This window comes from Allobosea sp. NPDC055353 (assembly GCF_053644975.1).
The window spans coordinates 513,621-540,302 of the sequence record NZ_JBSHMC010000001.1; the positions used below are offsets into that span (position 1 = coordinate 513,621).

25 protein-coding genes and 1 riboswitch are annotated in these 26,682 nt (G+C 66.8%); of the genes, 11 read left to right on the forward strand and 14 right to left on the reverse strand.

Features of this window, described 5'->3' with window-relative positions; genetic code table 11:
• Positions 1–167 precede the first annotated feature (167 nt).
• A complete protein-coding gene (locus tag ACWIEX_RS02305; RefSeq protein WP_454031531.1) occupies positions 168–473 on the forward strand; it encodes a hypothetical protein in 306 nt (101 codons plus the stop codon).
• A 66-nt stretch (positions 474–539) separates the two neighbouring features.
• On the opposite strand, the gene ACWIEX_RS02310 is transcribed toward ACWIEX_RS02305, so the two are convergent.
• Complete coding sequence (locus tag ACWIEX_RS02310) at positions 540–1,475, reverse strand: hydrogen peroxide-inducible genes activator (protein WP_454031532.1); 936 nt, start codon at positions 1,473–1,475, stop codon at positions 540–542.
• 184 nt (positions 1,476–1,659) lie between these two features.
• Here ACWIEX_RS02310 and katG point away from each other — a divergent pair, with 184 nt between their 5' ends.
• The 6 genes from katG (at position 1,660) to ACWIEX_RS02340 (ending at position 7,561) form a co-directional block, all read left to right on the forward strand.
• Positions 1,660–3,834, forward strand: a complete 2,175-nt coding sequence (katG, locus tag ACWIEX_RS02315) for a catalase/peroxidase HPI (RefSeq protein ID WP_454031533.1) — start codon at positions 1,660–1,662, stop codon at positions 3,832–3,834.
• A gap of 269 nt (positions 3,835–4,103) precedes the next feature.
• Positions 4,104–4,622, forward strand: coding sequence for a sigma-70 family RNA polymerase sigma factor (locus ACWIEX_RS02320; RefSeq protein WP_454031534.1), 519 nt, complete (start codon positions 4,104–4,106; stop codon positions 4,620–4,622).
• Positions 4,623–5,408: an anti-sigma factor family protein gene (locus ACWIEX_RS02325; protein WP_454031535.1), complete on the forward strand. Its 786-nt coding sequence runs from the start codon at positions 4,623–4,625 to the stop codon at positions 5,406–5,408. It begins immediately after the preceding gene.
• A gap of 81 nt (positions 5,409–5,489) precedes the next feature.
• Complete coding sequence (locus ACWIEX_RS02330) at positions 5,490–6,809, forward strand: sulfite oxidase (RefSeq protein ID WP_454031536.1); 1,320 nt, start codon at positions 5,490–5,492, stop codon at positions 6,807–6,809.
• A 26-nt stretch (positions 6,810–6,835) separates the two neighbouring features.
• Entirely contained in the window at positions 6,836–7,159 is a 324-nt protein-coding gene (locus ACWIEX_RS02335) for a hypothetical protein (RefSeq protein ID WP_454031537.1), read from the forward strand.
• A 12-nt stretch (positions 7,160–7,171) separates the two neighbouring features.
• Positions 7,172–7,561 carry a c-type cytochrome gene (locus ACWIEX_RS02340; protein ID WP_454031538.1) on the forward strand — a complete coding sequence of 130 codons (390 nt, stop codon included), beginning with the start codon at positions 7,172–7,174 and terminating at the stop codon, positions 7,559–7,561.
• A 47-nt stretch (positions 7,562–7,608) separates the two neighbouring features.
• On the opposite strand, the gene ACWIEX_RS02345 is transcribed toward ACWIEX_RS02340, so the two are convergent.
• From ACWIEX_RS02345 to ACWIEX_RS02405, 13 genes are all read right to left on the reverse strand, one after another.
• Entirely contained in the window at positions 7,609–8,280 is a 672-nt protein-coding gene (locus ACWIEX_RS02345; RefSeq protein WP_454031539.1) for a 4-hydroxythreonine-4-phosphate dehydrogenase, read from the reverse strand.
• A gap of 76 nt (positions 8,281–8,356) precedes the next feature.
• On the reverse strand, positions 8,357–9,124 hold the full coding sequence (locus ACWIEX_RS02350) for a 3-oxoacyl-ACP reductase (protein WP_454031540.1): 768 nt from the start codon (positions 9,122–9,124) through the stop codon (positions 8,357–8,359).
• Positions 9,121–10,113, reverse strand: coding sequence for an ABC transporter substrate-binding protein (locus tag ACWIEX_RS02355; RefSeq protein WP_454031541.1), 993 nt, complete (start codon positions 10,111–10,113; stop codon positions 9,121–9,123). Before ACWIEX_RS02355 ends, ACWIEX_RS02350 begins: the two co-directional genes overlap by 4 nt.
• A 6-nt stretch (positions 10,114–10,119) precedes the next feature.
• On the reverse strand, positions 10,120–10,869 hold the full coding sequence (locus ACWIEX_RS02360; protein WP_454031542.1) for an ABC transporter permease: 750 nt from the start codon (positions 10,867–10,869) through the stop codon (positions 10,120–10,122).
• Entirely contained in the window at positions 10,866–11,657 is a 792-nt protein-coding gene (locus ACWIEX_RS02365; RefSeq protein ID WP_454031543.1) for an ABC transporter ATP-binding protein, read from the reverse strand. The genes ACWIEX_RS02360 and ACWIEX_RS02365 overlap by 4 nt, the downstream gene beginning before the upstream one ends.
• Positions 11,647–13,095, reverse strand: a complete 1,449-nt coding sequence (locus tag ACWIEX_RS02370) for an acyl-CoA reductase (RefSeq protein ID WP_454031544.1) — start codon at positions 13,093–13,095, stop codon at positions 11,647–11,649. The genes ACWIEX_RS02365 and ACWIEX_RS02370 overlap by 11 nt, the downstream gene beginning before the upstream one ends.
• A gap of 5 nt (positions 13,096–13,100) precedes the next feature.
• Positions 13,101–14,177 carry a LuxE/PaaK family acyltransferase gene (locus tag ACWIEX_RS02375; protein WP_454031545.1) on the reverse strand — a complete coding sequence of 359 codons (1,077 nt, stop codon included), beginning with the start codon at positions 14,175–14,177 and terminating at the stop codon, positions 13,101–13,103.
• An 88-nt stretch (positions 14,178–14,265) separates the two neighbouring features.
• Positions 14,266–14,395: riboswitch (TPP riboswitch) on the reverse strand.
• A gap of 213 nt (positions 14,396–14,608) precedes the next feature.
• Positions 14,609–15,484: a glucose-1-phosphate thymidylyltransferase RfbA gene (gene rfbA / locus ACWIEX_RS02380; RefSeq protein ID WP_454031546.1), complete on the reverse strand. Its 876-nt coding sequence runs from the start codon at positions 15,482–15,484 to the stop codon at positions 14,609–14,611.
• A gap of 2 nt (positions 15,485–15,486) precedes the next feature.
• Positions 15,487–16,392, reverse strand: a complete 906-nt coding sequence (rfbD, locus tag ACWIEX_RS02385) for a dTDP-4-dehydrorhamnose reductase (protein ID WP_454031547.1) — start codon at positions 16,390–16,392, stop codon at positions 15,487–15,489.
• On the reverse strand, positions 16,392–16,949 hold the full coding sequence (gene rfbC, locus ACWIEX_RS02390; protein ID WP_454031548.1) for a dTDP-4-dehydrorhamnose 3,5-epimerase: 558 nt from the start codon (positions 16,947–16,949) through the stop codon (positions 16,392–16,394). Before rfbC ends, rfbD begins: the two co-directional genes overlap by 1 nt.
• 14 nt (positions 16,950–16,963) lie before the next feature.
• On the reverse strand, positions 16,964–18,019 hold the full coding sequence (gene rfbB / locus ACWIEX_RS02395; protein ID WP_454031549.1) for a dTDP-glucose 4,6-dehydratase: 1,056 nt from the start codon (positions 18,017–18,019) through the stop codon (positions 16,964–16,966).
• 232 nt (positions 18,020–18,251) lie between these two features.
• Positions 18,252–19,460: a 3-oxoadipyl-CoA thiolase gene (gene pcaF, locus ACWIEX_RS02400; protein ID WP_454031550.1), complete on the reverse strand. Its 1,209-nt coding sequence runs from the start codon at positions 19,458–19,460 to the stop codon at positions 18,252–18,254.
• Positions 19,461–19,550: 90 nt separating this feature from the next.
• On the reverse strand, positions 19,551–20,969 hold the full coding sequence (locus ACWIEX_RS02405) for a phosphomannomutase (protein ID WP_454031551.1): 1,419 nt from the start codon (positions 20,967–20,969) through the stop codon (positions 19,551–19,553).
• A gap of 312 nt (positions 20,970–21,281) precedes the next feature.
• Between ACWIEX_RS02405 and ACWIEX_RS02410 the strand changes: the two genes are divergently transcribed.
• The 4 genes from ACWIEX_RS02410 (at position 21,282) to terL (ending at position 26,589) form a co-directional block, all read left to right on the forward strand.
• Entirely contained in the window at positions 21,282–22,628 is a 1,347-nt protein-coding gene (locus ACWIEX_RS02410; RefSeq protein WP_454031552.1) for a UDP-glucose dehydrogenase family protein, read from the forward strand.
• A 653-nt stretch (positions 22,629–23,281) separates the two neighbouring features.
• Complete coding sequence (locus ACWIEX_RS02415) at positions 23,282–24,742, forward strand: site-specific DNA-methyltransferase (RefSeq protein ID WP_454031553.1); 1,461 nt, start codon at positions 23,282–23,284, stop codon at positions 24,740–24,742.
• Positions 24,732–25,139 (forward strand): DUF5681 domain-containing protein, encoded by a 408-nt coding sequence (locus ACWIEX_RS02420; protein ID WP_454031554.1) that lies wholly within the window; start codon positions 24,732–24,734, stop codon positions 25,137–25,139. Before ACWIEX_RS02415 ends, ACWIEX_RS02420 begins: the two co-directional genes overlap by 11 nt.
• Positions 25,114–26,589: a phage terminase large subunit gene (gene terL, locus ACWIEX_RS02425; protein ID WP_454031555.1), complete on the forward strand. Its 1,476-nt coding sequence runs from the start codon at positions 25,114–25,116 to the stop codon at positions 26,587–26,589. Before ACWIEX_RS02420 ends, terL begins: the two co-directional genes overlap by 26 nt.
• The last annotated feature ends 93 nt before the right edge of the window (positions 26,590–26,682 follow it).

Below are 26,682 nucleotides of genomic sequence, written 5' to 3' on the forward strand. Positions count from 1 at the left end.
GAAACGTGCCGCGCCCTCGCCAAAGTCGGCCTTCAAACGGCATTGCCGAGAATCGAAGTTCGCTCATCGGGCGACAATCGAATCGTGATGAACGTAAGCCAACAACGCGGTTCATGAACCGTTGAGGCGTTGGCGCGTTTAATGTGGGCGGATCAAGGAGAAAACATATGCGCAAATTCCTCGTACTTGCTGCCCTGGGCCTCGGCGTCTCGCTGGCCGCCCCGGCGATGGCTTCGCAAGAACTGCCGGCGTCGACGGCGCAGCGACTGGATAAGCAGGACGCAGAATACACATGGTCGGCTGCTGCCGAGCGGCGGCACATGATCATGCGCGAAACCCAGCGGCAGCAGCGCTATGGTCGCGGCGGCTACGGCTATGGCCCCCGTCATGGCTATGGCCGGGGCTATGGCTATGGTCCGCGCCCGGGCTACGGGCCGCGCCCGGGCCATTATCGCCGTCATCCTGGCTGGTAAGCGGCTCTCGCCGACCAAATTCCCGATGATCAGCGGCCCGGAAACGGGCCGCTTTTTTGTTGCCCGTCAGGTTGCTTGCGACGCGAAAGCGGACTTCTCGTCACTGTCCTGCCGCCGCAGGATGTCGTGTTCCTGGCGGACGATCTCGCCGATCTGCATGAAATGCGCTGCCAACGGATTCGTCTTGCGCCAGACCAGGCCGATGCTGCGCTTCGGCCGCGGCTCCGCCAGCCGGGCGATACTCACCTCGACGGCGGAGGTTTCGGCGGCCACCGCCATTTCCGGGATCAGCGTCACGCCCATTCCGGCCCCGACCATGCGCACCAGCGTCGCGAGCGAACTGCCTTCCATCGGGTCCTGCGACAGGCCGGGCGCCATGTTGCAGAAGGCGAGCGCCTGATCGCGGAAGCAGTGGCCTTCCTCCAGCAGCAGCAGACGCATCGCGCGCAGGCTCTCGATGCCGGGCGGCGGCTTGCGCCGGTCGGCCAGAGGCCGGACGAGGACGAATTCCTCGTCGAACAGCGGATGATCCCGCAAGGAAGGCTCGGAGACGGGCAGCGCCATCACGGCGATATCGAGGCCTCCGGTGATGAGGTCCTCCGTCAGCTTGCCGGTCACCGCTTCGCGCGGGCGCAGATCGACGGCCGGAAAGCGCTCCGCCAGACGCCGGATCACCGCAGGCAGCAGATAGGGCGCGACCGTCGGGATCATGCCGATGCGCAGCCGGCCGCCGAGCGAGGGGCTCGAAGCCCGCGCCAGATCGGCCAGTTCGTCGACCGAGCGCAGGATCTGCTGCGCCCTTGCGGCGAAGGCCTCGCCAAGGCTGGTCAACCGGATCTGCCGGCGGTCGCGCTCGACCAATTGCGCGCCGAGCAGGTCCTCCAGATCCTTGATTTGCAGCGACAGGGCCGGCTGGCTGATGGCGCAGGCATCCGCAGCCCGGCCGAAATGGCGGTGCTGCGCCAGGGCCGCGAAATAGCGCAGATGCTTGATCGATATCATTTGGAAAAATTATCGTAGTGATTTGAAAATTCAAGTTCTCATTATAATAGCTTTTCCCTAGAACCATTCGAATGGAACGGCGCGGCGTTTGCGCGAGCAGATGCGGGACGCGCTGTCGTCCGGCACGAGGCGGCGGTCGCCTTCCGGAAACGACCCAATTCAGCAAGCTCCGAAGGGGGACATCATGGACGGTGGTGACGTGAAGACGGCCGGCAAGTGCCCGGTCATGCATGGCGGGATGACCCAGACCGGCGGCTCCGTCACCAGCTGGTGGCCGAACGCGCTGAACCTCGACATCCTCCACCAGCAGGACAGCAAGACCAACCCGCTCGGCAAGGGTTTCAACTACCGCGATGAGCTGAAGAAGCTCGATGTCGCGGCGCTGAAGAACGATCTCCGCGCGCTGATGACCGACAGCCAGGATTGGTGGCCGGCCGACTGGGGCAGCTATGTCGGCACCATGGCGCGCATGACCTGGCATGCCGCCGGCACCTATCGCATCTCCGACGGCCGCGGCGGAGCCGGCACCGGCAACCAGCGCTTCGCCCCGCTGAACTCCTGGCCGGACAACGCCAATACCGACAAGCCGCGCCGCCTGCTCTGGCCGATCAAGAAGAAATACGGCAACCGCGTCAGCTGGGCCGATCTGATCGCGCTCGCCGGCACGATCGCCTATGAGGTCGCCGGCCTGAAGACCTTCGGCTTCGCCTTCGGCCGCGAAGACATCTGGCACCCTGAGAAGGACATCTACTGGGGCGAGGAGAAGGAGTGGCTGGCGCCGAGCGACAACCGCTATGGCGACGTCGCCAATGCCAAGACGCTGGCGAACCCCCTGGCGGCGGTTCAGATGGGCCTGATCTACGTCAATCCGGAAGGCGTGAACGGCAAGCCGGACCCGCTCAGGACCGCCGCGATGATGCGCGAGACCTTCGCGCGCATGGCGATGAATGACGAGGAGACGGTGGCGCTGACCGCCGGTGGCCACACCATCGGCAAGAGCCATGGCAATGGCGATGCGGCCAATCTCAGCCCGGCGCCGGAAAGCGGCTCGCTCGAGGACCAGGGCCTTGGTTGGATGAACCGCAAGGGCCGTGGCATCGGCCGCGACCAGGTCGTCAGCGGTATCGAGGGCGCCTGGACAACCCATCCGACGCGCTGGGACAACGGCTTCTTCGAGATGCTGCTCGGCCATGACTGGGAGCTGCGCAAGTCGCCGGCCGGCGCCTGGCAGTACGAGCCGGTCTCGATCGCCGACGCGGACAAGCCGGTCGACGTCGAGGACGCCTCGATCCGGCACAACCCGATGATGACCGATGCCGACATGGCCCTGAAGGTCGATCCCGCCTACCGCGCGATCTCGGAGCGCTTCCTCAACGATTTCGATGCGTTCTCGGATGCCTTCGCCCGCGCCTGGTTCAAGCTGACCCATCGCGACCTCGGCCCGGCCTCGCGCTATTTCGGCCCGGACGTTCCGTCCGAGGAGCTGATCTGGCAGGACCCGGTCCCGGCCGGTCGCGTCGGCTACGATGTTGCAGCGGTCAAGGCGAAGATCGCGGCCAGCGGCCTCTCGACGGCCGATCTGGTCTCGACCGCCTGGGACAGCGCCCGCACCTTCCGCGGCTCCGACAAGCGCGGCGGCAGTAATGGCGCCCGCATCCGCCTGGCGCCCCAGAGGGACTGGGCCGGCAACGAGCCGACGCGCCTGGCGAAGGTTCTCGCGGTGCTGGAGCCGATCGCAGCCGCGACCGGCGCGAGCGTTGCCGACGTCATCGTGCTCGCCGGCAATGTCGGGGTCGAGAAGGCGGCGAAGGCTGCCGGCTTCGACGTGACCGTGCCCTTCGCGCCGGGCCGTGGCGACGCGACTGACGCGCAGACCGATGCGGCTTCCTTCGCCCCGCTGGAGCCCCTCGCAGACGGCTTCCGCAACTGGCAGAAGGAATCCTATGTCGTCACCGGCGAGGAGATGCTGCTCGACCGCGCCCAGCTGCTCGGCCTGACGGCGGCTGAGATGACGGTTCTGCTCGGCGGCATGCGCGTGCTCGGCACCAACCATGGCGGCACGAAGCATGGCGTGTTCACCGACCGCGTCGGTGCGCTGACCAGCGACTTCTTCGTCAACCTCACCGACATGGCCTACGCTTGGGTTCCGACGGCGAACGGCCTCTACGAGATCCGCGACCGCAAGACCGGCGCGGTGAAGTGGACGGCGAGCCGCGTCGACCTCGTCTTCGGCTCGAACTCGGTGCTGCGTGCCTATGCCGAGGTCTATGCCCAGGACGACAATGCCCGGAAATTCGTCGACGACTTCGTCGCGGCCTGGGCCAAGGTGATGAACGCCGACCGCGCCGATCTGGCCTGAGCCGGATCGGCGCGAGCACTGCACGGACATCAGCCCCGCCGGCCCAGCCGGCGGGGCTTTCTGTTGGGAGTGCCATGGCGGACGGGCTGAAGCAGCTGTGAGCCGCCAGCGCCGTCATTGCGAGCGCAGCGAAGCAATCCAGGGGGACTTGGCTGGATGGCCTCACCCAGTCTCCCTGGATTGCTTCGTCGCTTCGCTTCTCGCAATGACGGTTCAGTTGGGTCGGGAGTTGCGCTAGAGAGGCGAACCCGCTGCGGAGGGCGTCGTCCTTGCGTATCATCGTCGAGCGTGCGCTGCGCCAGAACTGGGAGCGCCTGTTCTCCTATGCGCTGCGCCTGAGCGGCAATCGCGACGGCGCGGCCGATCTCCTGCAGTCCTGCGCGACCAAGGCGCTTGCCGCTTCACCGCCTGAAGAAGGCGAGCGCGTCCGGGCCTGGCTCTTCGCGATTCTGCGCAATATCTGGATTGACGAGCATCGCCGCGGGGCAGTCAGTGCCGGCGCTGCCGAGGAGGCGCTCGAAGACGAGCAATGGCGGCATGACGACCGGATGATCGCGGTCATCACCGTCCGGCAGGCGCTGGAGCGTCTCGAACAGCCCTATCGCGAGGTGATCGAACTGGTCGATCTCGCCGGCTTCCGCTATGGCGAGGCGGCGGATATCCTGGGCGTGCCCGCGGGAACCGTGATGAGCCGCCTCAGCCGGGCGCGGCTTTTGCTTCTGAATGCGATCGAGGGCGGGACCGTCCGCCCCTTCGCCGCGCGGCAGCGCAAACATGCTGGCAATTAAGTGACCGAACCCGAACGCCTCTCTTGGACCATGCTCAACGCCTATGTCGATGGCGAGCTGGAGCCCGATCAAGCCGCGAAGGTTGCGGCAGCCCTCGCGGACGATCGCGCGGCTGCCGCGCAGGTCGCGACGCTGACGCGGCTGCGGGCGGCGGTGAAAGCCGCATCGCCCATGCCGGCGCCACCGCCCTTGGCTCTGCCGCGAGCCCGCCCGCGCATGTCGCGCTGGGCACCCTGGGCCGCGGCTGCCTGTCTCGCTCTGCTCGTCGGCGCGGCCTCGCTCGGTATCGGCCTGCGGACAGCGAGTGATTCATCGCTCTCCGCTGCGATCGCCGCACATCAGCTCTGGCTCGCCCAGAGCCCGCCCGACACGACGCCCCGCCTTGGCGTCGAGCTCGCCGGTGCCGAAGCTGGCGCCTTGCCCGATCTGTCGCTTGCCTCGCTTCGCCTTGTGCATCTCTCGCTCGACCCGGCGGGGCGCCGTGGCGGCGGTATGCTCGCTGGCTATGTCGGACCGAATGGCTGCCGCGTCGGCCTCTGGATCGCGCCGGTCGAGGCGGCGCTGCCACAGCAGCCGGCCGTGCAGGATCGCGATGGCCTCCTGGTTCGTGCATGGCGGGGGGAGCGCGCGAGCTATGCCTTGCTCGGGCGCGGCATCGATCCGGCCCGCCTCGACGGCATCGCCGCGCTGGTCGCAAGGATCACGCGCGACGAGCCCGGCGTCCCGCGCGAGCAGGTCGCGGCGCTGGCCGAGGCCCGCAGTGTGGGGCCGGCCTGCCTCGGCTGAAAAAAGATTCTCTCGGCTTGGAATAAATCGAAGAGCTGATGCGTCGTCTCCAGTGAGGAATATGTCCTCGGGAGAAACGCCATGCTCAACGAAGCAGACCTGCGCGATGGCGCAGCCGCTACCGATGCCGTGCCTGCTGCCGGCGCCCTTGATACCCCCCGTACATCGCGACGTCTTCTGCTCGGCGGCAGCCTCGCTGCGCTGGGCTTAGCTGCCGGCGGCCTGCCGCGCCTGTCCATGGTCTCGCCTGCTGCCGCACAGGGCGCAGCGCCGGCCGCCGCGCCGCCCAAGGGACCGCAGCCCTTCGACTATCCCGGCAAGGACAAGGGCCTGACCCTGCTCGGCGACCGCCCCCTCGTCGCCGAGACGCCCGCGAACCTGCTCGACGACGACACCACGCCGATCGCTAAATTCTTCGTCCGCAATAACGGCCAGATCCCGGAGCCGATCAAGGATGTCGACGGCTGGCAGCTCAAGATCGAGGGTGAGGTCGACAAGCCGCTGACCCTGACGGTCAAGGAGCTGAAATCCCGCTTCAAGCCGCACACCTTCCGCATGGTGCTGGAATGCGGCGGCAATGGCCGCTCCTTCTATTCGCCGGCGGCGCGCGGCAACCAGTGGACGAACGGCGGCGCTGGCTGCGCCGAATGGACCGGCGTGCGCCTCGCCGACGTGCTGAAGGCGGCGGGTCTGAAGACCTCCGCCAAGTTCACCGGCCATTACGGCGCCGATCCGCATCTCTCCGGCGACACCACCAAGGATGCGGTCTCGCGCGGCATGCCGATCGAGAAGGCGCTGGAGCCGCATTGCCTGATCGTCTGGGCGATGAATGGCGAGCCGCTGCCGCATATCCATGGCGGCCCGCTGCGCCTCGTGGTACCCGGCTGGCCGGCCTCGCTCTCATCGAAATGGCTGAACCGCATCCTGGTGCGGGCGACGCCTCATGACGGGCAGGGCATGGGCGGCACCTCCTATCGCGTGCCCACCGTCCCGATCGTTCCGGGTTCGAATGCCGACGGCAAGACCAACTTCGCCGACCTGACCTCGATGCCGGTGCGCTCGATCATCAGCGCGCCCGCCAACGGGGCCCGCCTGCCGGCGGCGACGCGCGAGGTTGCCCTGCGCGGTGCCGCCTGGGCCGGCGACCACGAGGTCGCGAAGGTCGAGGTCTCCTTCGATGCCGGCCAGCGCTGGCATGCCATGAAGCTGGCCAAGCCGAAGAACCGCTATGACTGGGTGCGCTGGACCGGCAAGGTCAAGCTGCCGAGCGACGGCTATTTCGAGCTCTGGGCCCGCGCGACCGATTCCCGTGGCGTCGCTCAGCCGCATGTCGCGACGAACTGGAACCCGCAGGGCTACGGCTCCAACCCGCTGCATCGCATCGCGGTCCTGGTGGGCTGACGATGGTGCTCGCGCAATCGCTTCGGATGGCCGCTCTCGCGGCCATCCTCCTCGCCCCCTCCGCCGGTTTCGCCCAGGAGGAGACGCCTGAAACGCTGCCCGATTTCCCCGGCCGCGAAGAGACCTTCGGCTATTGCATCGGCTGCCATTCGATGACGGTCGTCGGCCGGCAGGGCATGGATCGCACCCGCTGGGACGAGACGCTCAACTGGATGACCGAGAAGCATGGCATGCCGGAGCCTGATCCGGAGATGCGCAAGACCCTGCTCGATTATCTCGCCCAGGCCTTCCCGCCGAAGGCGCCGGCCCAGGGCGGCGGCTGGGTCAACCCTTTCGCTCCCAAGCAATAGGATCCTCTCGAAATGAAGTTCGCAGTCCTCGCCGGCGCCGCCCTGCTCGTGGCCGCCGTCCAGCCCGCTCGCGCCCAGGACGCCGCTGCCGGCGAGAAGGTCTATGCCCAGTGTCGCGCCTGCCATCAGGTCGGTGAAACCGCCAGGAACATGGTCGGCCCCGCCCTCAACGGCGTCATCGGCCATAAGGCCGGAGCACGCGAAGGCTACAGCTACAGCGCGGCGATGAAGGATTCCGGCCTCACCTGGAACGAGGCGACCTTCGCCGAATACATCCAGAACCCGCGCGCCAAGGTGCCGGGCACCAAGATGATCTATGCCGGGCTCAAGGACGAGAAGCGCATCGCCGACCTCATGGCCTATCTCAAGCAGTTCGACGACGCCGGCAAGAAGGCTGAGTGACGACGTTCCGGTGCCGGACCTCGTGAGATGGTCCGGCTGCGGCCTGCTCAGAGGCAGGCGGCGATGGCGTCGAGCTGTGCCCGCAAGGCCGGGCCGGAGGCGGGGAAACGGCCTTCCAGCGCTGCCGTTCCGATGGTGAAGCCTGCTGCGCCACTGCGGCGGATCGCTTCGATCTGCTCGGGGCGCTCAATCGAACCGGCGACAAGGACGGGCTTGTCCGTCGCAGTGCAGACCGCCGCGATGAGCGCTTCCACATCCGTATGCGAGCGATAGGCCAGCAGATCGAGCCCATCGACGCCGTCCCGAGCGGCGATGGCACGGGCGCTGCCGGCGATCTCGGCGACGGAGCCTTCCAGAATGCTCGGGTGCCCTGAAACGCGCCCGGCAAAGGGGTAGTAGCGGATGCCGGTGCCGCGCAGCAGCGGCAGCACGTCCTCGGCATGGGTCCCACCGAGCAGGTTGTCGACGCCGAGATCGATCGCCGCTCTCACCGAGGCGATTTCGCTGACGCGATCGAGCGAGACGACTTCGAGATAGCTCGTTGCGCCGCCGGCCTTGATCAGCCGGTGGACGGTCCGGAGTTCGGCGAAGGGCAGGCCGATATCCTTGAAGCCGATATGGCGGATGCCGGCCGCCAATGCGGTCGCGACATGGTCGATGGCCTCCGGCACCGTCCGGTCATGGCGCGTCAGCATGAAGATGAAGTCGAGCCGGTTCATGGCTTCCTCACGGAGCTGAGCCTTCAGGCATGCCACAGGTTTCGAGCGGAGAGGAGACCGGCTCCTCGCCATCTGCTCAGGCCATGACCAGCCCGCCATCGACATGGAGCACCTGGCCCGTGACGAAGCGGCTCCACTCGCTGGCGAGGAACAGGACTGGCCCCGCCACATCCTCCGGCGTCGCGATACGGCGCAGGGGCGTCTGCGCGATCAGCATCTCGCGCACCTCTTCCGGCGTCGCCGCGCTCGCCTGCGTCGGATAGACCAGCCCCGGCGCGACGCAGTTGACGCGGATGCCGAGCGGGCCGAGCTCGGCCGCGAGATTGCGGCTGAAGCCGACAAGCGCCGCCTTGGCGGTGGTGTAGTCGTGATAGGGAATGCTCGGCCGCGTCACCAGATCGCTGGCGAGATTGACGATGGCCCCGGCGCTGCGGCGCTGGAGCAGCGGCAGCATCGCGCGGCTCACCGTATAGGCCGCCTTCACTGCGCCCTCGAACTGCTGCTCGTAGGCCGCCCAGGGCGTCTCCCAGAAACGGGCGCGGTTGTCCGGATCGAAGCGATAGGGCGCGAAGGCGTTGTTGACGACGACGTCGAGCCGGCCGACCTCCTCCGCGATGCGCGTCGCCATGGCGGCAACAGCCTCGGGCGAGGTGACATCGGCTGCGATGGCGAGCGCTTCGCCACCGAGCTTTCGGCATTCCGCGGCGACGGCCTCGGCGGCCGCCTCGTTCGTCCGGTAGTTGACGATGACGATCCCGCCCTCGGCCGCGAAGGCTTTCGCGATCGCGGCCCCGATGCCGCGGCTCGCGCCGGTGATGAGGATGGCCCGGTCGCGGAATTTCACGGCGCGCCATCCTTCGCCGGGATCAGGTCGCTCTTCACGACCGCCTTCATGTCGATCTGGCTGCGGATCAAGCCGAGGCTTCGGAACGTGTCGGCGCCCTTCTGCAGGGCTTCGAGATCGAAGCGGCCGAGGCCCTCGCGCTCGGTGGTCGCCGAGACGCTCGACGCATTGCGCAGCTTGATGATCTCGAGGTTCACAGCCTCGTCGCGGCCGTTGATGGCGCGGGTGACGGCGATGCGCGCGGCCTCTTCGGGCTTGGCGATCATCCAGGCGGCGGAGTCGCGATAGGCGGCGAGGAAGCGCTTCAGCAGCGGCTTGTTCTGCTCGTAATAGCTCTCCTTCACGACGAAGATGTCGCTCGGCAGGTTGAGCTGGTCGCGGACCTCGATGACGTTGGCCTCGCCCAGTCCCTTGGCGCGGGCGACGAGCAGGCCGGTATCAGTGGCAGCGGTGGCATCGACGGCGCCTTGCATCAGCGGCGCGAAATTGAGCAGCCCGGTCGGCTGGATCGTGACGTCCTTCTCGCTCAACCCCACCTGATGCAGCAGCACGAGCAGATTCTGGTAGGTGCCGCTGGCGAGGCTGTAGACGCCGATGCGCTTGCCCTTGAGATCGGCGGCCGTGCGGATGCCGCTGCTCTTCAGCGCGACGACGTTGAAGACGTTCTGGGGATAGATGTTGTAGATCGCAACGAGTTTCTCGCCCTTGTCGAGCGCGAGATAGAGCGCGGCCGGATCGGTGAAGGCGACATGTGCTTGCCCAGCGATCAGGGTCTGCAGCGCCGCGCCGCCGCCATTGCCGGGCACGTAGTCGAGCGCGATGCCCTTGGCCTTGAAGAAGCCCTTGTCCGGCTCGGCCAGCAGATTGGTGATCTCGCTGATCGGCTGGCTCCAGCCGGCGACGGTGACCTTGTCGAGCGGCTGAGCTGCTGCTGGCGCCGCAGCCAAGCAGGAGAGGGCGAGCAGGAAGAAGGCGCGCAGCGCGGACATGGGGATCTAGCCTTTCGAGAAACGGTGCAGGACGCGGCGCTCGATCAGGCGCACGGCCTCGTAGAGCAGCATTCCAAGGGCGGTGATGACGATGAAGAGCGCGAAGATCAGGCTCGAATCCATCACGCTCTGCGCGGCGATGATCGAGGCGCCGAGCCCGATCCGCCCGCCGATGAACTCGCCGACCACGGCGCCGACCAGCGCCAGCACGACGGCGACGCGCAAGCCAGCCATGATGACGGGAAGCGCCGCCGGCAGCTTGAGGCGCAGCAGGATCTGGAGCCGGCCGGCGCCGAGCATGCGGAAGAGCTCGCGCCGGGGGGCATCGACCTCGCTGATCCCGGTCAGCGTGTTCTCCATCAGCGGGAAGAAGCAGATCAGCGCGGTGATGACGACGGTCGGCGTCATGCCGAAGCCGAACCAGATGATGAAGAGGGGCCCGAGCGCGAGCTTCGGCACGAGCTGGCTCGCCAGCACATAGGGCCGCAGCAGGCGGCTGAGCGCCGGGAATTCCGCGAGCAGGATGCCGACACCCAGCCCGACGATGGCGCCGATGCCGAGGCCCAGCGCCATCTCGGCGGCGGTCATCGCCAGATGCGGCCAGAGCCTGCCGGTCGCGATCTCGCTCCACAGCGTTGCGAGCACGCTGGAAGGCGCAGGCAGCACGAGCGGCGACAGGCCGCCGAGCCGGCACCAGGCTTCCCAGCCGGCGAGCAGGATGACAAGCAGCAGCAGCGAGGGCAGGCGCGCGATCATGCCGCCGGCCTCCGAATGACGGCGGCTGCTCCGTCCATGGCATCGCGTAATTCGCGGCAGGCGGCGATGAAGCCGGGCGCATAGCGCATGTCGCGGTGGCGCGGGCGGGCCAGCTCGATCCGGCGCACATGCGCAACCCGGCCGGCTTCCATCACAGCGACCTTGTCGGCGAGATAGACGGCCTCACCGATATCATGCGTGACGAAGAGCGCGGTTGTGCCGTTGAGCGCGCAGAGCCGCAGCAGGTCGTCCTGCAATTCCTCACGCGTCAGGGCGTCGAGCGCGGCGAAGGGTTCGTCGAGCAGCAGCAGGTCGGGATTGCCGACCAGAGCGCGGGCGACCGCGACGCGGCTCTGCTGCCCCCCGGAAAGCTCGGCCGGGCGGCGCCTGGCGAAATCCGCGAGGCCGACACGCTCCAGCAGGTCGAGCGCCGCGTCCTTGTCGGCGATGGTCGGGCGGCGCTTCAGCGAGACCGGCAGCAGGACGTTGTCGAGCGCGCTCAGCCAATCGAGCAGGGTCGGCGCCTGGAAGACGAAGCCGGCGCGCGGACTCGGGCCGGCCAGCGCCTCGCCGGCGATGCGGATCGCGCCCTCGCTCGGCATCAGCAGGCCGGCGGCGAGTTTGAGGAGGGTGGTCTTGCCGCAGCCGCTGCGGCCTAGCAGGCAATGGATTTCGCCGCGCGGGATCGACCAGTCGACCGCGTCGACGACGGCCGGGCCGGTTGCATCGTAGCGGTAGCTCGCCCGCTCGATCGTGACGAAACCGGGCTTGGGCTGCTCAGTCGACATAGGGCGCAAACCCTTCTGCCGCGGCTTCGGCTGATTGTTCGATCTCGGTAAAGGTGACGAGGTCGAGCAGACTGAAGCGTCCGTCATGATGCCAGCCGGCCTCCGGCGCGGTCATCCGGCCGAGCGGAGCGATGCGGCTGACGCCGATTGCGCCAAGCTGCTCGGAAAGTCGGAACAGCCGCTCGGGAGATGCGGCAACGCCCGCCGTCTGGAGGAAGCTGCGATAGGGCGCGACGAGGGCGGGGACCTCGTCGAGGCTGTCGATCGCGACCAGTTTGAGCGTGCGGTTCAGCCCGGTCGGGCTCAGGGCTTCCGGCGCCTCGACATGGACGACGCTCCAGGGATCGGCAGGCTCACCGAGAAGTTCCGCCGCTCCCTCCATCGCACGGGTTTCCTGCGCGCCGCGCCATGATGCGATCGAGGAGGCCTCGCCTTGCGAAAGCACGCGGCGCGGATGGCGCGAGGCGAGGGCGGCGAGTTCCTGCGCGACGTAGCGGGAGAACTCTGCAGGGCTGACCTTTCCGCCGCGTTCGACGAAGAGCATCTGCGGGGAGTAGCAGCCCTGCTGTTCGTAACGGATGACATCATGGGCGGCGAGCCGGGCCAGGGCAGGGGCCTTGCGGCTGTCGAGCGCCTCGCGCGCGATCACGCCGAAGCCGATCTTGTGGCCATGCGGCAGGAAGCGCGTCCTGATCGGCAGCTTGGCGCGCAGCGCGGTGAGTGTCTCGTTGCCGCCATAAGCCATGACGGTGTCGGCCTCGCGCATGAAGACCGGCTCGGCCGCCGCTTCGCCGCCCTTCCACCAGACGATGGCGAGGCATTCGCCGATCTCGGGGTCGATCTCGGCGAGGAGGCTGGCGAACCAGCCGGCTGTCAATGGCTCGGCCGAGGCGAGCTTGCCGATGCTGCCCGCCTTGACTAGCAATCCGCAGATCAGGCTCCACAGCGACAGCGCCGGGACATTGCCCGCCCAGACATGCAGCAGCAGATCCGGGCCGTGGGCACGCAGATAGCCGCCCTTGGGTGTCGGCTGGAAACCGTCGAGCAGGCCGGGATTGGCGAAATCCTCGGCCAGGAAGCGCAGGAGCTGCGGCTTGCGGAAGGTCTTGAGATAGCCGGTGAGGCCGAGGCGGACGGTCTCGCGGTCATAGCCGGTGACGATCGGCAGCAGGTGCTCGGCCTTTTGTCGCAGCGGGTGCTGGCGGTCGAGCAGGCGCGCGATGGCGGCATCGATCGCCGTGACGATGCGCGCGGTCTCCATCCGCTTCAGCCGGGCGCGGGCGTTGTCACGCACATGCGCGCAGAGCGCCGCAGCTTGCGCCTCGTCGAGTTCCGGCAGCGCGATGGTGGCGCTCTCGCCCCAGGCGCTATGGCTGACCTCGCGCCAGCGCAGCGCCTCGCGGTTCAGGCCCGGCAGATGGCCCGCATGCTCGATCACCGCATTCAGCCTCGTGCTGCCGCGAGGAATTCGGCGACCGCGACCGAGCAGCCCTTCGAGGCCTCGCCATCGACCCGGCCGAGCAGCTTGAAACCGCCCGGCACGATCTCGCCGGCATCCTCGGTCAGAATCGCCGCGACGCAGTTGAAGTGGGCGAGGTCGTGATGGACGATCACGCCGCGTTGGCCTTCCGGCAAATCCGCCCCGGTCAGCGGATCGACGACGCGGCTGCGGATCCAGTGCGGCCCGGATTTCACGGAAGGGCAGACGGCGTTGCCGTCGTCGTAGAGCTGCGAGCTCAGCTCGGTCATCCCGTACATGTTGACGCAGAACGCGCGTGGCACGCCGAAGGCGCTAGCGAGTCCGTCATAGAATTCGTCAGGAGCCAGCTCGCGCGACTGGCCTTTGAAGCCACCGGTATCGAGGATGCGGCTGCCTTCCGGCAAGGCGAAGCGCCGGCCGCTCGCGGCGAGCGCATCCAGCACGGGGACGAAGGAATAGCTCGCGCCGAGCAGGGCGTAGGGCTCGTCGCTCTTCTCGGCCGACTCCAGCGTCGACAGAAGGCCGTCGAGATCGAGCCCAGCCGCATTGATGAAGGTCTCGGAACCCGCCGTGCCGCATTCGCGCTTGGCGAGCGAGAGATAGGTGGCGAGCGAGGAATTGGGCAGCTCCGCCTCGTCCGGGAAGAGGATGCCCATGCGGATGCGCTCGCGGCCCTGCATGAAGCGCTCGCGGAAATTCACCAGCATCGAGCGCTTCCAGACGTCGAGCGTCGGATGATAGCTGCGCCCGCGGGTGCCTTGCGTGGTTCCGCTCGTCATGAAGACGCGTTCGGCTTGCTCCGGCGGGCTGCAGCTCAGCGTCAGGTCCTTGAAGGCGGTGATCGGCACCGCCGGGATGTCGCGCCAGCGCCGGACCGAGAGCGGCGTGCGGCCACGCTGCAGGCAGGAGCGCTTGTAAGGCTCGTTATTGCGGAACTGATAGGCGAAGACCTTGAGCGCCATCGCCTCGAATTCGGCTTCCGACGCGTCGGGAAGCGCGATGAACGCCGATAGCGCCGCGATGATCTCGGCTTGCGTCACTTGAGGCCCACTCCGTCCGGACGCGCACGGCCAAGCCGGGGCGTCGATCGCTGGAGGATCACGAGCGCAAGCTGGAATCAGGGCCGTACTGGCCGCATGTCCCGCATCCCTACGCCGGTATGATCCGGATCAGGTTCGGAGGGTCACCGCGTTGCTTGGGCTCGAAAGCCCAGCCGGCGGAATCTCAGCCTCCTAGCGAGGCCCCCCTGGGAACGGGAGCAGATGACGAGCGGCGGGCCTTGCTGTCAAGCGATAACGGAGCAGGGCGGGTATCCCCAAAAGCCGGGAGCGTTGGTCTGCCCGAGCCGTCATTGCGAGCGGAGCGAAGCAATCCAGGGGAGACTGGGTTCGAACTCTCTCACCCGGACCCCCTGGATTGCTTCGTCGCTTACGCTCCTCGCAATGACGCTTCGGTCCGATCGGAACAGGCTTCAGCCGGCGATGTCCCGGGCCATCCGCATGAGGTACTGGCCGTAATCGCCCTTGGCGAGCTTCTCGCCGAGCCGCGTCAGCTGCGCCGTCGAGATCCAGCCCTGCCGTGCCGCGATCTCCTCCGGGCAGGCGATGCGCAGGCCCTGCCGGCTTTCGAGGGTCCGGACGAACTCGCCGGCTTCCAGCAGGCTGTCGGGCGTGCCGGTATCGAGCCAGGCGAAGCCGCGGCCCATCGATTCCACCGAGAGCTGGCCGCGCTCCAGATAGATCCGGTTGACGTCGGTGATTTCGAGCTCGCCGCGGGCCGAGGGCTTCAGCGCGCGCGCGATCTCGACGACCTCGGCATCGTAGAAGTAAAGGCCGGTGACGGCCCAGCTCGATTTGGGGACCTCAGGCTTCTCCTCGATGGAAACCGCCTTGCCGGCACCGTCGAAGGCGACGACGCCGTAACGCTCGGGATCGCGGACATGATAGGCGAAGACGGTGGCGCCTCGCTCGCGCGCTTTCGCTCGCGCCATCATCGCGGGCAGGGAATGGCCATAGAACAGGTTGTCGCCGAGAACGAGGGCGGAGGGCTCGCCGGCGACGAAATCAGCGCCGATCAGATAGGCCTGCGCCAGCCCACCGGGATGAGGTTGCTCGGCATAGGTCAGGCTCATGCCCCAGTCGGACCCGTCCCCGAGCAGGCGCTTGAAATGCGGCAGGTCGTGCGGCGTCGAGATAATCAGGACGTCGCGGATGCCGGCGAGCATCAGCGTCGAAAGCGGATAATAGATCATCGGCTTGTCGTAGACGGGCAGGAGCTGCTTCGACATCGCCAGCGTCATCGGGTGCAGCCGCGTGCCGGAACCGCCGGCGAGGATGATGCCCTTCATCGTTACCTCTGATCCTTGGCCTGATCTTTAAGAAGCCGCGCGACACAGGACCGGAGCGAGCTTTGCCATTCAGGCAGCCGCACCTCATGGGCAAGCGCGAGCTTGCCGCAGTCGAGTCTGGAATTCGCGGGCCGGCGTGCCGGTGTCGGGTAATCGGCTGTCGCGATGCGCTTGACCCGGACCGGCTTGCCGCCCAGCCGCTCGCGTTCGGCGAAGATCGCCTCGGCGACATCGGCCCAGACGGCCTCGCCCGCAGCGCTCATATGGAACACGCCACGCAAGCGGGCATCCTCCGGTCGGCCCGTCAGGTTGCGCGCGACAGCGAAGATCGCATCGGCGATGTCGAGGGCGCTGGTCGGGGATCCCGCCTGGTCGGCGACGACGCCGATTTCGTCGCGGGTCTCGGCGAGGCGCAGCATCGTCTTTGCGAAGTTCTTGCCGAAGGGGCTGTAGATCCAGGCCGTGCGCAGGATCGCGTGATTGTCGGTGGCCGCCGCAACCGCCCGTTCGCCGGCGAGTTTGCTTGCGCCATAGGCCGAGATCGGTCCGGTCGCATCGTCCTCGCGATAGGGCCGGTCGAGCCCGCCATCGAAGACATAATCGGTCGAGAGCTGGATCATGGGGATGCCCAATGCCGCCGCGGCTCGCGCCGCCTCGCCGGCGGCCTCGCCATTGACGCGCATGGCGAGCTCGGGCTCGCTCTCGGCCTGGTCCACAGCCGTATAGGCAGCGGTGTTGACGATGACGTCCGGCCGGGCCGAACGCAGCGCCGGCGCGACCGTCTTCGGGACGGCGAGATCGAGATCCGGCCGGCGCAGCGCGATGACCTCGACGCCGACGGGCACGCGCTCCAGCATGGCGCAGACGACCTGGCCGGTCCAGCCGGTGACGGCGATACGAAGTGTCATCAGTCGAAATACCGCAGCATCTCGGCGAGGCGCGGATGCTTGCGGTCCTTGTCGGAGAGGGTGAGGCCGGAGAGCGGCAGGCGCCAGTCGATGCCGAGCGCCGGGTCGTCGAAGGCGAGGCCGTGGTCGTTCGCGGGCGCGTAAGGAGCGGTGACCTTGTAGAGCACCTCGGTATCCGGCTCCAGCGTGACGAAGCCATGGGCGAAGCCGATGGGGACGAGGAGCTGCTTCCAGTTCTCGGCGGAGAGCTCGACCGCGACATGCTTGCCGAAGGTCGGGGACGAAGCCCGGATATCGACGGCGACGTCGAGGATGCGGCCACGCGTGACCCGCACCAGCTTGTCTTGCGCGAAGGGTGGCGACTGGAAATGCAGGCCGCGCAGCGTTCCGACCGGGGCCGACAGCGACTGGTTGTCCTGGACGAAGTCCAGATCGAGCCCGGCCTCCGCGAAGGCCTTGTGGCTCCAGGTTTCCGAGAAGAAGCCGCGATGGTCGCCGAACTTCCTCGGCGTGACGATCTTGACGGCGGGGATCGCCGTATCCTCGACGCTCAGCATGCTGTTGTCTCCGTTCAGGCCGCGCCGAGGCGTTCGCCACGATAGGTGCCGGAACGGATGTCGCCCCACCATGTCGGGTTGGCGAGATACCATTCGACCGTGCGGTGCAGGCCGGTCTCGAAGGTCTCCTTCGGCGTCCAGCCAAGCTCGCGGCCGATCTTGCCGGCGTCGATCGCATAGCGTGCGTCATGGCCCGGCCGGTCGGTGACGTAAGCGATCAGGCGCTCGCGCGGACCCTTCGGGTCGGGCGTGAGTTCGTCGACGATGGCGCAGATCGCCTGGACCACCTCGATATTGGTCTTCTCGTTATGGCCGCCGATATTGTAGCTTTCGCCGATCCTGCCGGCGGTGGCGACGGTGATCAGCGCATCGGCATGGTCGTCGACATAAAGCCAGTCGCGCACATTGAGCCCGTTGCCATAGACCGGCAGCGGCTTGCCCTCGAGCGCGTTGATGATCATCAGCGGGATCAGCTTTTCCGGGAAATGATAGGGCCCGTAATTGTTCGAGCAATTGGTCATCACCACCGGCAGGCCGTAGGTGTGGTGCCAGGCGCGCACGAGATGGTCGGACGCCGCCTTCGAGGCCGAATAGGGAGAGTTCGGCTGATAGGCGGTGTCCTCGCGGAAGAAGCCGTCGCTACCCAGCGAGCCGAAGACTTCGTCGGTCGAGATATGGTGGAAGCGGAAGTGTGCCTTGCGCTCCTCCGGCAGCCCCCGGAAATGGCGCAGCGCCTCCTGCAGCAGCGTGAACGAGCCGACGACATTGGTCTCGATGAAGGCCGCCGGCCCGTCGATCGAGCGGTCGACATGGCTCTCGGCTGCGAGATGCATGACGATATCCGGCTGGAAATCGGCGAAGATCGCCTTCATGCGCAGGGCATCGCCGATATCGGCCTGCTCGAAGCGGTAGCGGTTGCTGCCGGCGACCGGCACGAGCGAGGCGAGGTTGCCGGCATAGGTCAGCTTGTCGACGACGCAGACCTCGTGCTCGGTCTCGCCGATCAGCTTGCGAACAACCGCCGAGCCGATGAAGCCGGCGCCGCCGGTCACGAGAAATCTCAGGGGCATGAGGAGCAATCCTGGCGGCGGGCATGAAGGCGGGGGGATGAAGCGGATAAGGTGCATGCACCTCGATCGCCGGTCCTGACCGTCGGCCTCAACTCAGATCCCCCTTCACCCTTACGGCCCTATCATGGACCGCCGTCGCGCGACAGCGAAACGCCCGAACCGCGGCGAAACAAAGGCCCTTATGGTTAGGGGCCGGAGCCTGCGGTTCGGGAGAAAGCGGTCGTGGCGGCGCTTATGCGCGTTCCAGCGCGACGGCGATACCCTGGCCGACGCCGATGCACATGGTGGCGAGCGCGCGCCTCTTGCCGGTCAGGGACAGTTCGAGCGCGGCCGTGCCGGTGATGCGGGCACCGGACATGCCGAGCGGGTGGCCGAGCGCGATCGCCCCGCCATTCGGATTCACATGCGCGCCGTCCTCGGCGATGCCGAGTTCGCGCAGCACCGCGATGCCCTGGCTGGCGAAGGCCTCGTTCAGTTCGACGATGTCGAAATCCGTGGGCTTCAGGCCAAGCCGCTCGCAGAGCTTGCGCGTCGCCGGGATCGGCCCGAGGCCCATGACGCGCGGCGCGATGCCGCCGGTCGCGCCGCCAAGGATGCGCGCGATCGGCGTCAGCCCGTATTTCGCGGCGGCTTTTTCGGAGGCGATGATCAGCGCCGCGGCGCCGTCATTGACGCCCGACGCATTGCCGGCTGTGACCGTGCCGCCCTCCTTGCGGAACGGGGTGCCCAGCTTGGCGAGCTTCTCCAGCGTGGTGTCGCCGCGCGGGTGCTCGTCGATCTCCACCCTGATCGGATCGCCCTTGCGCTGCGGGATCAGCACCGGGACGATCTCCTTGGCCAACCGGCCGTTCTGCTGGGCGGCGACGGCCTTCATTTGCGAGCGCAGCGCGAAGGCGTCCTGGTCGGCACGGCTGATCTTGCAGTCGGCCGCGACGTTCTCACCGGTCTCCGGCATGGAATCGATGCCGTACTGCGCCTTCATCAACGGATTGACGAAGCGCCAGCCGATGGTGGTGTCGTGGATCTCGGCATGGCGGGAGAAGGCGCTGTCGGCCTTGGGCATGACGAAAGGTGCGCGCGACATGCTTTCGACGCCGCCGGCAATCATCAATTCGGCCTCGCCTGCCTTGATCGCGCGCGCGGCGGCGATGACCGCATCCATGCCCGAGCCGCAAAGCCGGTTGATCGTCGTGCCCGGCACCTCCTTGGGCAGGCCGGCGAGCAGCAGCGACATGCGCGCGACATTGCGGTTGTCCTCGCCCGCCTGGTTGGCGCAGCCGAAGATCACGTCGTCGACCGCGCCGAAATCCACGCCCGGATGACGCTCGACCAGGGCCTTCAGCGGCACCGCGCCGAGATCGTCCGCACGGACGGAGGAGAGCGAGCCGCCGAACCGGCCGATCGGGGTGCGGAGATAGGCGCAGATGAAGGCTTCGGTCATGTCTCGGATCCTGCTGTCTCGAAGGCGGTTTGGATCAGGCGCGGCGTCAAATGGTTTTGCCGGTCTTGCGGGTTGGCTGCAAATCGTCGCTCAGCGCGTTTGCGCCGCCGCGAAAGCGAGGTTCTCGGCGAGCAGCGCTTCGGCCGCTTCCGGGGTCGGGGCCTCGACATAGACGCGCAGTTCCGGCGCGTTGCCCGAGGCCCGGAAATGCGCCGTCGCGCCGTTGCCGAGCGTCAGGCGCAACCCGTCCCGTCGATCGCGTGCCGTGACCCCGCCATGGGCCGCGAAAGCCGTGTCGCGGAAGCCGGAATCCGCGGCGTCGAGCCGGGCGATCAGGGCGGTGGTCCTGTCCTGCGGGATCTCTTGAAGCCGGTTCGACAGGGCGATGGCGAAGCCGGCTTCCGCCGCGATGGCGCTCAATGGCTTTTGCGCGGCGCGGGCCAGCGCGAGCGTCGCGACGATCGGCAGCATGGCGTCGCGCGTCGGCAGGGCGGCAAGTCGCCGACCGTCCCGTGCGACCTCCGAACCCAGCAGGACGCCGCCATTCGCCTCGAAGCCGATGACGGTCCTGGCTCCTTCGGTTTTGGCCTGCGCCATGCCGGCGATCACATAGGGCGAGCCGACGCGGGTGCGCACCACCTTCGAAAACAATCCGGGGCGGTCCAGTGCCGAATTCGACGTCACCGGTGTGACGATCGCATCCGCGCCAAGAAAACGCGCGGTGAGCGCGCCGACGAGGTCGCCGCGCAGGAAGCGGCCGGTTTCGTCGGCCACCAGCGGACGGTCCGCATCGCCATCGGTCGAAACGATCGCGTCGAGCCTGCGCTCGCCGGCCCAGCGCCGGGCCAGTTCCTCATCCTCGGGACGCAGTGCCTCGGTATCGACGGGGATGAAGTTCTCGCTGCGGCCGAGCGCGACCGGCGTGGCTCCAAGCGCCGCCAGCACGTCGCAGATGACGTCGCGGCCGACGGAGGAATGCTGGTAGACGCCGACGGTGAGCCCTTCCAAGGCGCGCCCGAAGAAATCGACATAGCGCGCGCGATAGCTGGAGACGACGTCGCGCCGCTGCGGTTCGGCCGAGACGTCCGGAACGGCCGTCAGTGCCAGCGCTTCATGATGGGCGAGGATGCGCGCTTCGTCCGCCTTGTCGATTTCGCCCTGGGCGCGGTAGAATTTCAGGCCGTTCCGGTCATCGGGGATATGACTGCCGGTCACCATCACGGCCGGGCTTCCGGCGGCCATAGCGGCCTGTGCCAGGGCAGGCGTCGGCACGGCCCCGCAATCCACCGGCTCAAGCCCGGCATCGGCGATGGCCTGGACGCATTGCGCCGCGATCAGCGGGCTCGAGGAGCGCAGGTCGCGGCCGATCAGGACTTCACCATGCGGCCCCGCCGCCTGATCGTCCTGCAGCATGGCACAGAAGGCGCGGACATGGGCATAGGTCGGCAGGCCGACCAACTCCTTGACGAGGCCGCGCAGGCCGGAGGTGCCGAATTTCAGGCTGGTCATGCCGGATGGTCCGTCGATATCAGGTTCGGGCGCATGCCTTGCCGGGGCCGCGGAAGCACGCGCCCGCTTCGATGCGCTCCGAACCGGGAATATGTCAAATTCCGGTGCCTTGCCGTGGTGCAGGATAGGTTGCCTGCCGATACAGGGGCGCCTGCACAGTGGCGGTATGACCGGCCGAAAGGGCCGCCACCTCGCGGTTTCCCGGAAACGGCCGGCGAGAACCCGGTTTTGGTTTTGCAGCGATTGCACTATGCCAAAGCCACAACGGGCGCCTCCCGGGTTATCGGGAGTGCCTGATACAAGGAGCAATCGATGAAGATCGTGATGGTGGGCTCGGGCTATGTCGGCCTCGTCTCCGGCGCCTGCTTTGCCGATTTCGGCCATGAGGTCGTCTGCGTCGACAAGCTCGAGAGCAAGGTTTCGGCGCTGAAGCGCGGCGAGATCCCGATCTTCGAGCCGGGCCTGTCGGATCTGGTGCGCACCAACGCGGCGGCGGGGCGGCTGTCCTTCACCACGGATCTCGCCGGCCCGGTCGCCAGTGCCGATGCGGTCTTCATCGCGGTCGGCACGCCCTCGCGCCGCGGCGACGGCTTCGCCGACCTGTCCTATGTCTATGCCGCGACCCGCGAGATCGCCGGGGCGATCAACGGCTATACGGTGATCGTGACCAAGTCGACGGTGCCGGTCGGCACCGGCGACGAGGTCGAGCGCATCATCCGCGAGCTCCGGCCCGATGCCGATTTCGCCGTCGTCTCCAACCCGGAATTCCTGCGCGAGGGCGCGGCGATCGAGGATTTCAAGCGGCCGGACCGCATCGTCGTCGGCACCGATGACGAGGGCGCCCGCACGGTGATGGCCGATATCTACCGGCCGCTCTATCTCAACAACGCGCCGATCCTGAACACCGGCCGGCGCACCGCCGAACTGACCAAATACGCGGCCAACGCCTTCCTGGCGACGAAGATCACCTTCATCAACGAGATCGCCGATCTCTGCGAGCAGGTCGGCGCCAATGTCCAGGATGTCGCCCGCGGCATGGGGCTCGACAACCGTATCGGCTCGAAGTTCCTGCATGCCGGGCCGGGCTATGGCGGCTCCTGCTTCCCGAAGGATACGCTCGCGCTGATCAAGACGGCGCAGGATCACGGCACGCCTTCACGCATCGTCGAGACGGTGGCGGCGGTGAACGAGCAGCGCAAGCGGGCGATGGGGCGCAAGGTGGTCGCGGCCTGCGACGGCTCGGTGCGGGCCAAGACCATCGCTGTGCTGGGCCTGACCTTCAAGCCGAATACCGACGACATGCGCGACGCACCCTCGATCGCGGTGATCACCGCCCTGCTGGATGGCGGCGCCACGATCCGCGCCTATGATCCGGAGGGCATGGAGCAGGCGAAGGCTGTGCTGCCGGCGGGCGTCACCTATTGTCGCGACGCCTATGAATGCGTGGAGGGCGCCGATGCGGCGGTCATCGTGACCGAATGGAACATCTTCCGCGCGCTCGACCTCGACCGGGTCAAGGCGGCCATGGCGACACCGGTTCTCGTCGACCTCCGCAATGTCTATCGCGCCGAGCAGGTCAGGGCCAAGGGCTTCACCTATGCCGATGTCGGCCGCGGCCTCGCCGCCGCATCAAGCACAGAAGCTGAAAACGCCGCTTGAGCCGGCGTGAGGCAGGCGGACACAGCTTGGCTGTGCGTCCTCCGCGGCAGCGTGCTCACTCCGGAGAGTGCGGCCATCACGACTCGCGTTTTGGGCGCGAAAGCTCGTCACGGCTCGAGGCGGCTAGCCACAACTTAAATCTGGACGCCCACGTTTCATGCCAATTCCCTGGTTGCAGGGAATTATCAGGGGTTCTGCAGATGATCGGATGGCGAAAACGCCGATTTGTTGCTTTAAACGCTTCATACTATGGGCGTTTCTGTCGCGGGCTCGATTATGCGAGCAGGGAATTATTTTTGTAAGAACAGGGAGTTTGGCCAGCTCTAGGAGGGACTGATGTCGGCTTGAGCAGATAGCAACGGTTCCCTTGGCCCCAGTTTGGCTAGCCGTTGACAAAGACACCCTATCATCCTTAGGAATATAGTCTTGACATGGGGTTTGGGCACGGGCTAACGATTCGCTGCTCGCGAATCGTCGCGGGCGTTTCCGAGGCGATTGTCTCGGGCTTGTATCAAGTCGGGGGAGGTCGTTGTGGGGACAGCGGCACTTTCGACAGCCGACGGCAGGGGTAGGCTCGGTCACGTATTAGATGCGTGACCAAGATTGATCAGGTTCCGGTCGGTCGACCTCTTTCGAGAGAAAGACGTCGCATCATGAATTCCCCGCATGATCCCCCCAAGCCGCAGGCGCGCGTTCGCCGGCGCATCAAGTCCAACATCCCGTCAACCATTAAAGACCCCGAGCTCGCGCGCGCTTTTGCCAACTTCGCGCCGCAGGTGAGCGAGCGCGTGCTGACGGAGCTGGTGCCGTCGGTGCGCAACGCGCGCACGCACTCAAAGAAGCAGATCCATCTGATCGCCGAGAGCATCAAGGAGTTCCGCTTCACAACGCCGATCCTGGTCACCACCAACGGCGAAATCGTCGCCGGGCACGGTCGCTATGAGGCGGCGAAGCTGCTCGGCATGAAGACCGTGCCGGTGATCTGCATCGATCACCTCGGTCCTGAGCAGATCCGGGCGCTGCGGATCGCCGATAACCGTTTGGCGGAGCTCTCCGGCTGGGACGACGAAATCCTGAAGCTGGAGCTCGGCGAGCTGATCGATCTCGACTTCGAGGTTGAGATCACCGGTTTTGAGACGGCGCAGATCGACGTCATCCTCGACGGCAACGCGCCGGTCCCGGTGAAAGCGGATCCGGCGGACGTGCTGCCGGCGCTGCAGGATGTCGCCGTGACGCAGCGCGGCGATCTCTGGCTGCTGGGCGAGCACCGCATCCTGTGTGGCGATGCGCGCGCTCGCGAGGATTATCAGATGCTGTTGGGTAGTGAACTCGCCCAGATGGTGTTCACCGACCCGCCCTATAATGTCCGGGTTGATGGCCATGTCGGCGGTCTCGGTCGGACCAAGCACCGCGAGTTCGCGATGGCGTCCGGCGAGATGAGCAAGCCCGAGTTCACCGGGTTCCTGCACGAGGTCTTCGCACAGATCGCGGAGGCGTCCCAGGAGGGCGCGCTGATCTATAGCTGCATCGATGGCCCGCATCTGCACGAGATGCTGAACGCGGGCTATGGCGTCTTCGACGAGCTGAAGTCGGTGATCACCTGGGCCAAGGCCAATGCCGGGATGGGTTCGCTCTACCGGAGCCAGACCGAGCTGATCACGCTCTGGAAGAAGGGCAAGGCGCCGCATATCAACAACATCGAGCTTGGCAAGCACGGCCGCTATCGCACCACCCTGTGGAGCTATGCGGGCGTGAACGGCTTCCGCAAGGGCCGGATGGCGGAGCTGGCGAGCCACCCGACCGTCAAGCCCTGCGTCATGGTGATGGACGCGATCAAGGATTGCTCGAAGCCGAAGGGCATCATCCTCGATCCTTTCAGCGGCTCTGGCACCACCCTGATCGCAGCGGCGAAGACGAAGCGCCGCGGCTACGGCATGGAGCTCGATCCGGTCTATGTCGATGGCGCGATTCGCCGCTGGGAGATGCTTTTCAAGGACGAGGCGCGCCACGCCGAGACCGGGCTGACCTTCGCGGAGATGGCGGCGCAGCGCGGTAGCGATGCCAGCGCCCGCACGGTGTCGGACGAGAACGTTGGAGGGGGCCATGTCTCGTGAGGATGCGCCCCCCGCCGTAGGCTATAAGAAGCCGCCCCAGCAGACCCGCTTCCGCAAAGGGCAGAGCGGTAATCCATCCGGGCGCCGCAAGGCGGTGCCCGACTTGGATGTCATGGCCTTGTTTGACAACGTGCTGGGGGAGCGGATTACGGTGACCCGGAACGGTCGCCCCCAGGTAGCAACGAAGCTTGAGGTGTTCGTCCGTCAGATTGTCGATGGAGCCTTGAAAGGGGACGTGTCCGCACGGCGCGACCTCTTCAAACATCTGGAGGCCAAGGAGCGTATCCGGGCGGCGTTCCCGTCGCCAGAGGAGGATATTGGCGAGCACGAAGAAGACTTGAAGAAGCGCTTCCGTGCTCGGGAGCGGATGCTTGCAGAGGGAGGCGGTGATGACTGAGCCTTCCTCCCTGTCCGATATCTTGCGCCGCGATCTGGCGAGCTTCATCGAGCAATGCTTCGTGATGCTGGAGCCGGGCACGGCCTATCTGCATAACTGGCACATCGAGGCGATCGCCTACCAGTTGATGCGGGTCTGGAGCGGTGAGTGCAAGCGGCTGATCATCAATGTGCCGCCACGCTCGGCCAAGTCGATCTGCGTCACGATTGCGTTTACGGCTTGGCTGATGGGCCATAATCCGCGCAAGCGGATCATGGCGATCAGCTATGCCAATGAACTGTCGCTCACCCACGCTACGGCCTTCCGCAGCGTGGTGACCGCGAATTGGTATCGTCGCGCCTTCCCGGCCTTCTCGATCGCGGCCAATCGCGGCCAGGAGATCCGCACCACCGAGCGAGGCTATCGCTATGCCTCGTCCATCGGCGGTTCGGTGTTGGGACGCGGCGCTGATTTGATTATTATCGACGATCCGATCAACGGGCTCAAAGAGGCGCTGTCAGCTGCCGCGCGGCGTCGGGTCAAGGAGTTCTATGACGGCACGCTCTACTCGCGCCTGAACGACCGGGCGACTGGCGCGATCGTGATCGTCATGCAGCGCCTGCACGAGGATGATCTGGTTGGCCATGTCCTGGAGAAGGAGGATTGGGAGGTGCTCTCAATCCCCGCGATCGCACCGGAAGATTGCCGCTACCGCATTGGCCATGGTCCGGAAGCGTTCCATCACCGCCGCCGGGGTGAGATCATGCACGTTGGCCGCGATACTTTTGCCGAGCTCGAGGCTATCAAGCGCAATCTCGGCGCACTGAACTTCTCGGCGCAGTACCAGCAGAACCCGCTGCCGGCCGAAGGGCAGATCATCAAGCGCGACTGGATGCTGTATTACGATGAGCGGCCGGCCGCGTTCGACCTGAAGGTCGCGTCCTGGGACACCGCCTCGACCCAGGCCGAGCATTCCGACTGGTCGGTCGGCATGGTCTGGGGTGCGGTCGGGCAGACCTATTATCTCGTTGACGTGGTCCGCGGTCGCTGGGAAGCACCGGAGCTGCGCCGCAAGATGATCGATCTCTCCCGGAAACACGCGGTTGATGCGACGCTGATCGAGAATACCGAGCTGGGGCGGGCGTTGTCGCAGGATCTGCGCCGCACCGGCACGCTTTATCCGCTGCTGCAGGCATCACGCATCGAAAAGGAAGCGCGGCTGATGGCGCAAGCAGCCCGCTTCGAGGCGGGGCAGGTGTTCCTGCCGCGCGAGGCCAGCTGGCTCGCCGATTATCTCGGTGAGCTCCTGGCCTTTCCGCTCGCGCGTAACGACGACCAGGTCGATGCGACGAGCCAGGCCCTCAAATACCTGACCGCGAGAACGCCGGCCGTGCGGGAGCGCCCGCAGCGCGTCGTGCGACCCCAGGGCCGTGGCCCCCCCGCCGGCGGGGCCCGCCCCGGGGGAGGGTAGGGGGTTAACCGGACACGCGGCAAGCTGTTGCCCCCGCCCGCCCAGCAGCCGCCCAAGATAAGGCGGGGCGCGTGATTACCCGGAACAGAGAGC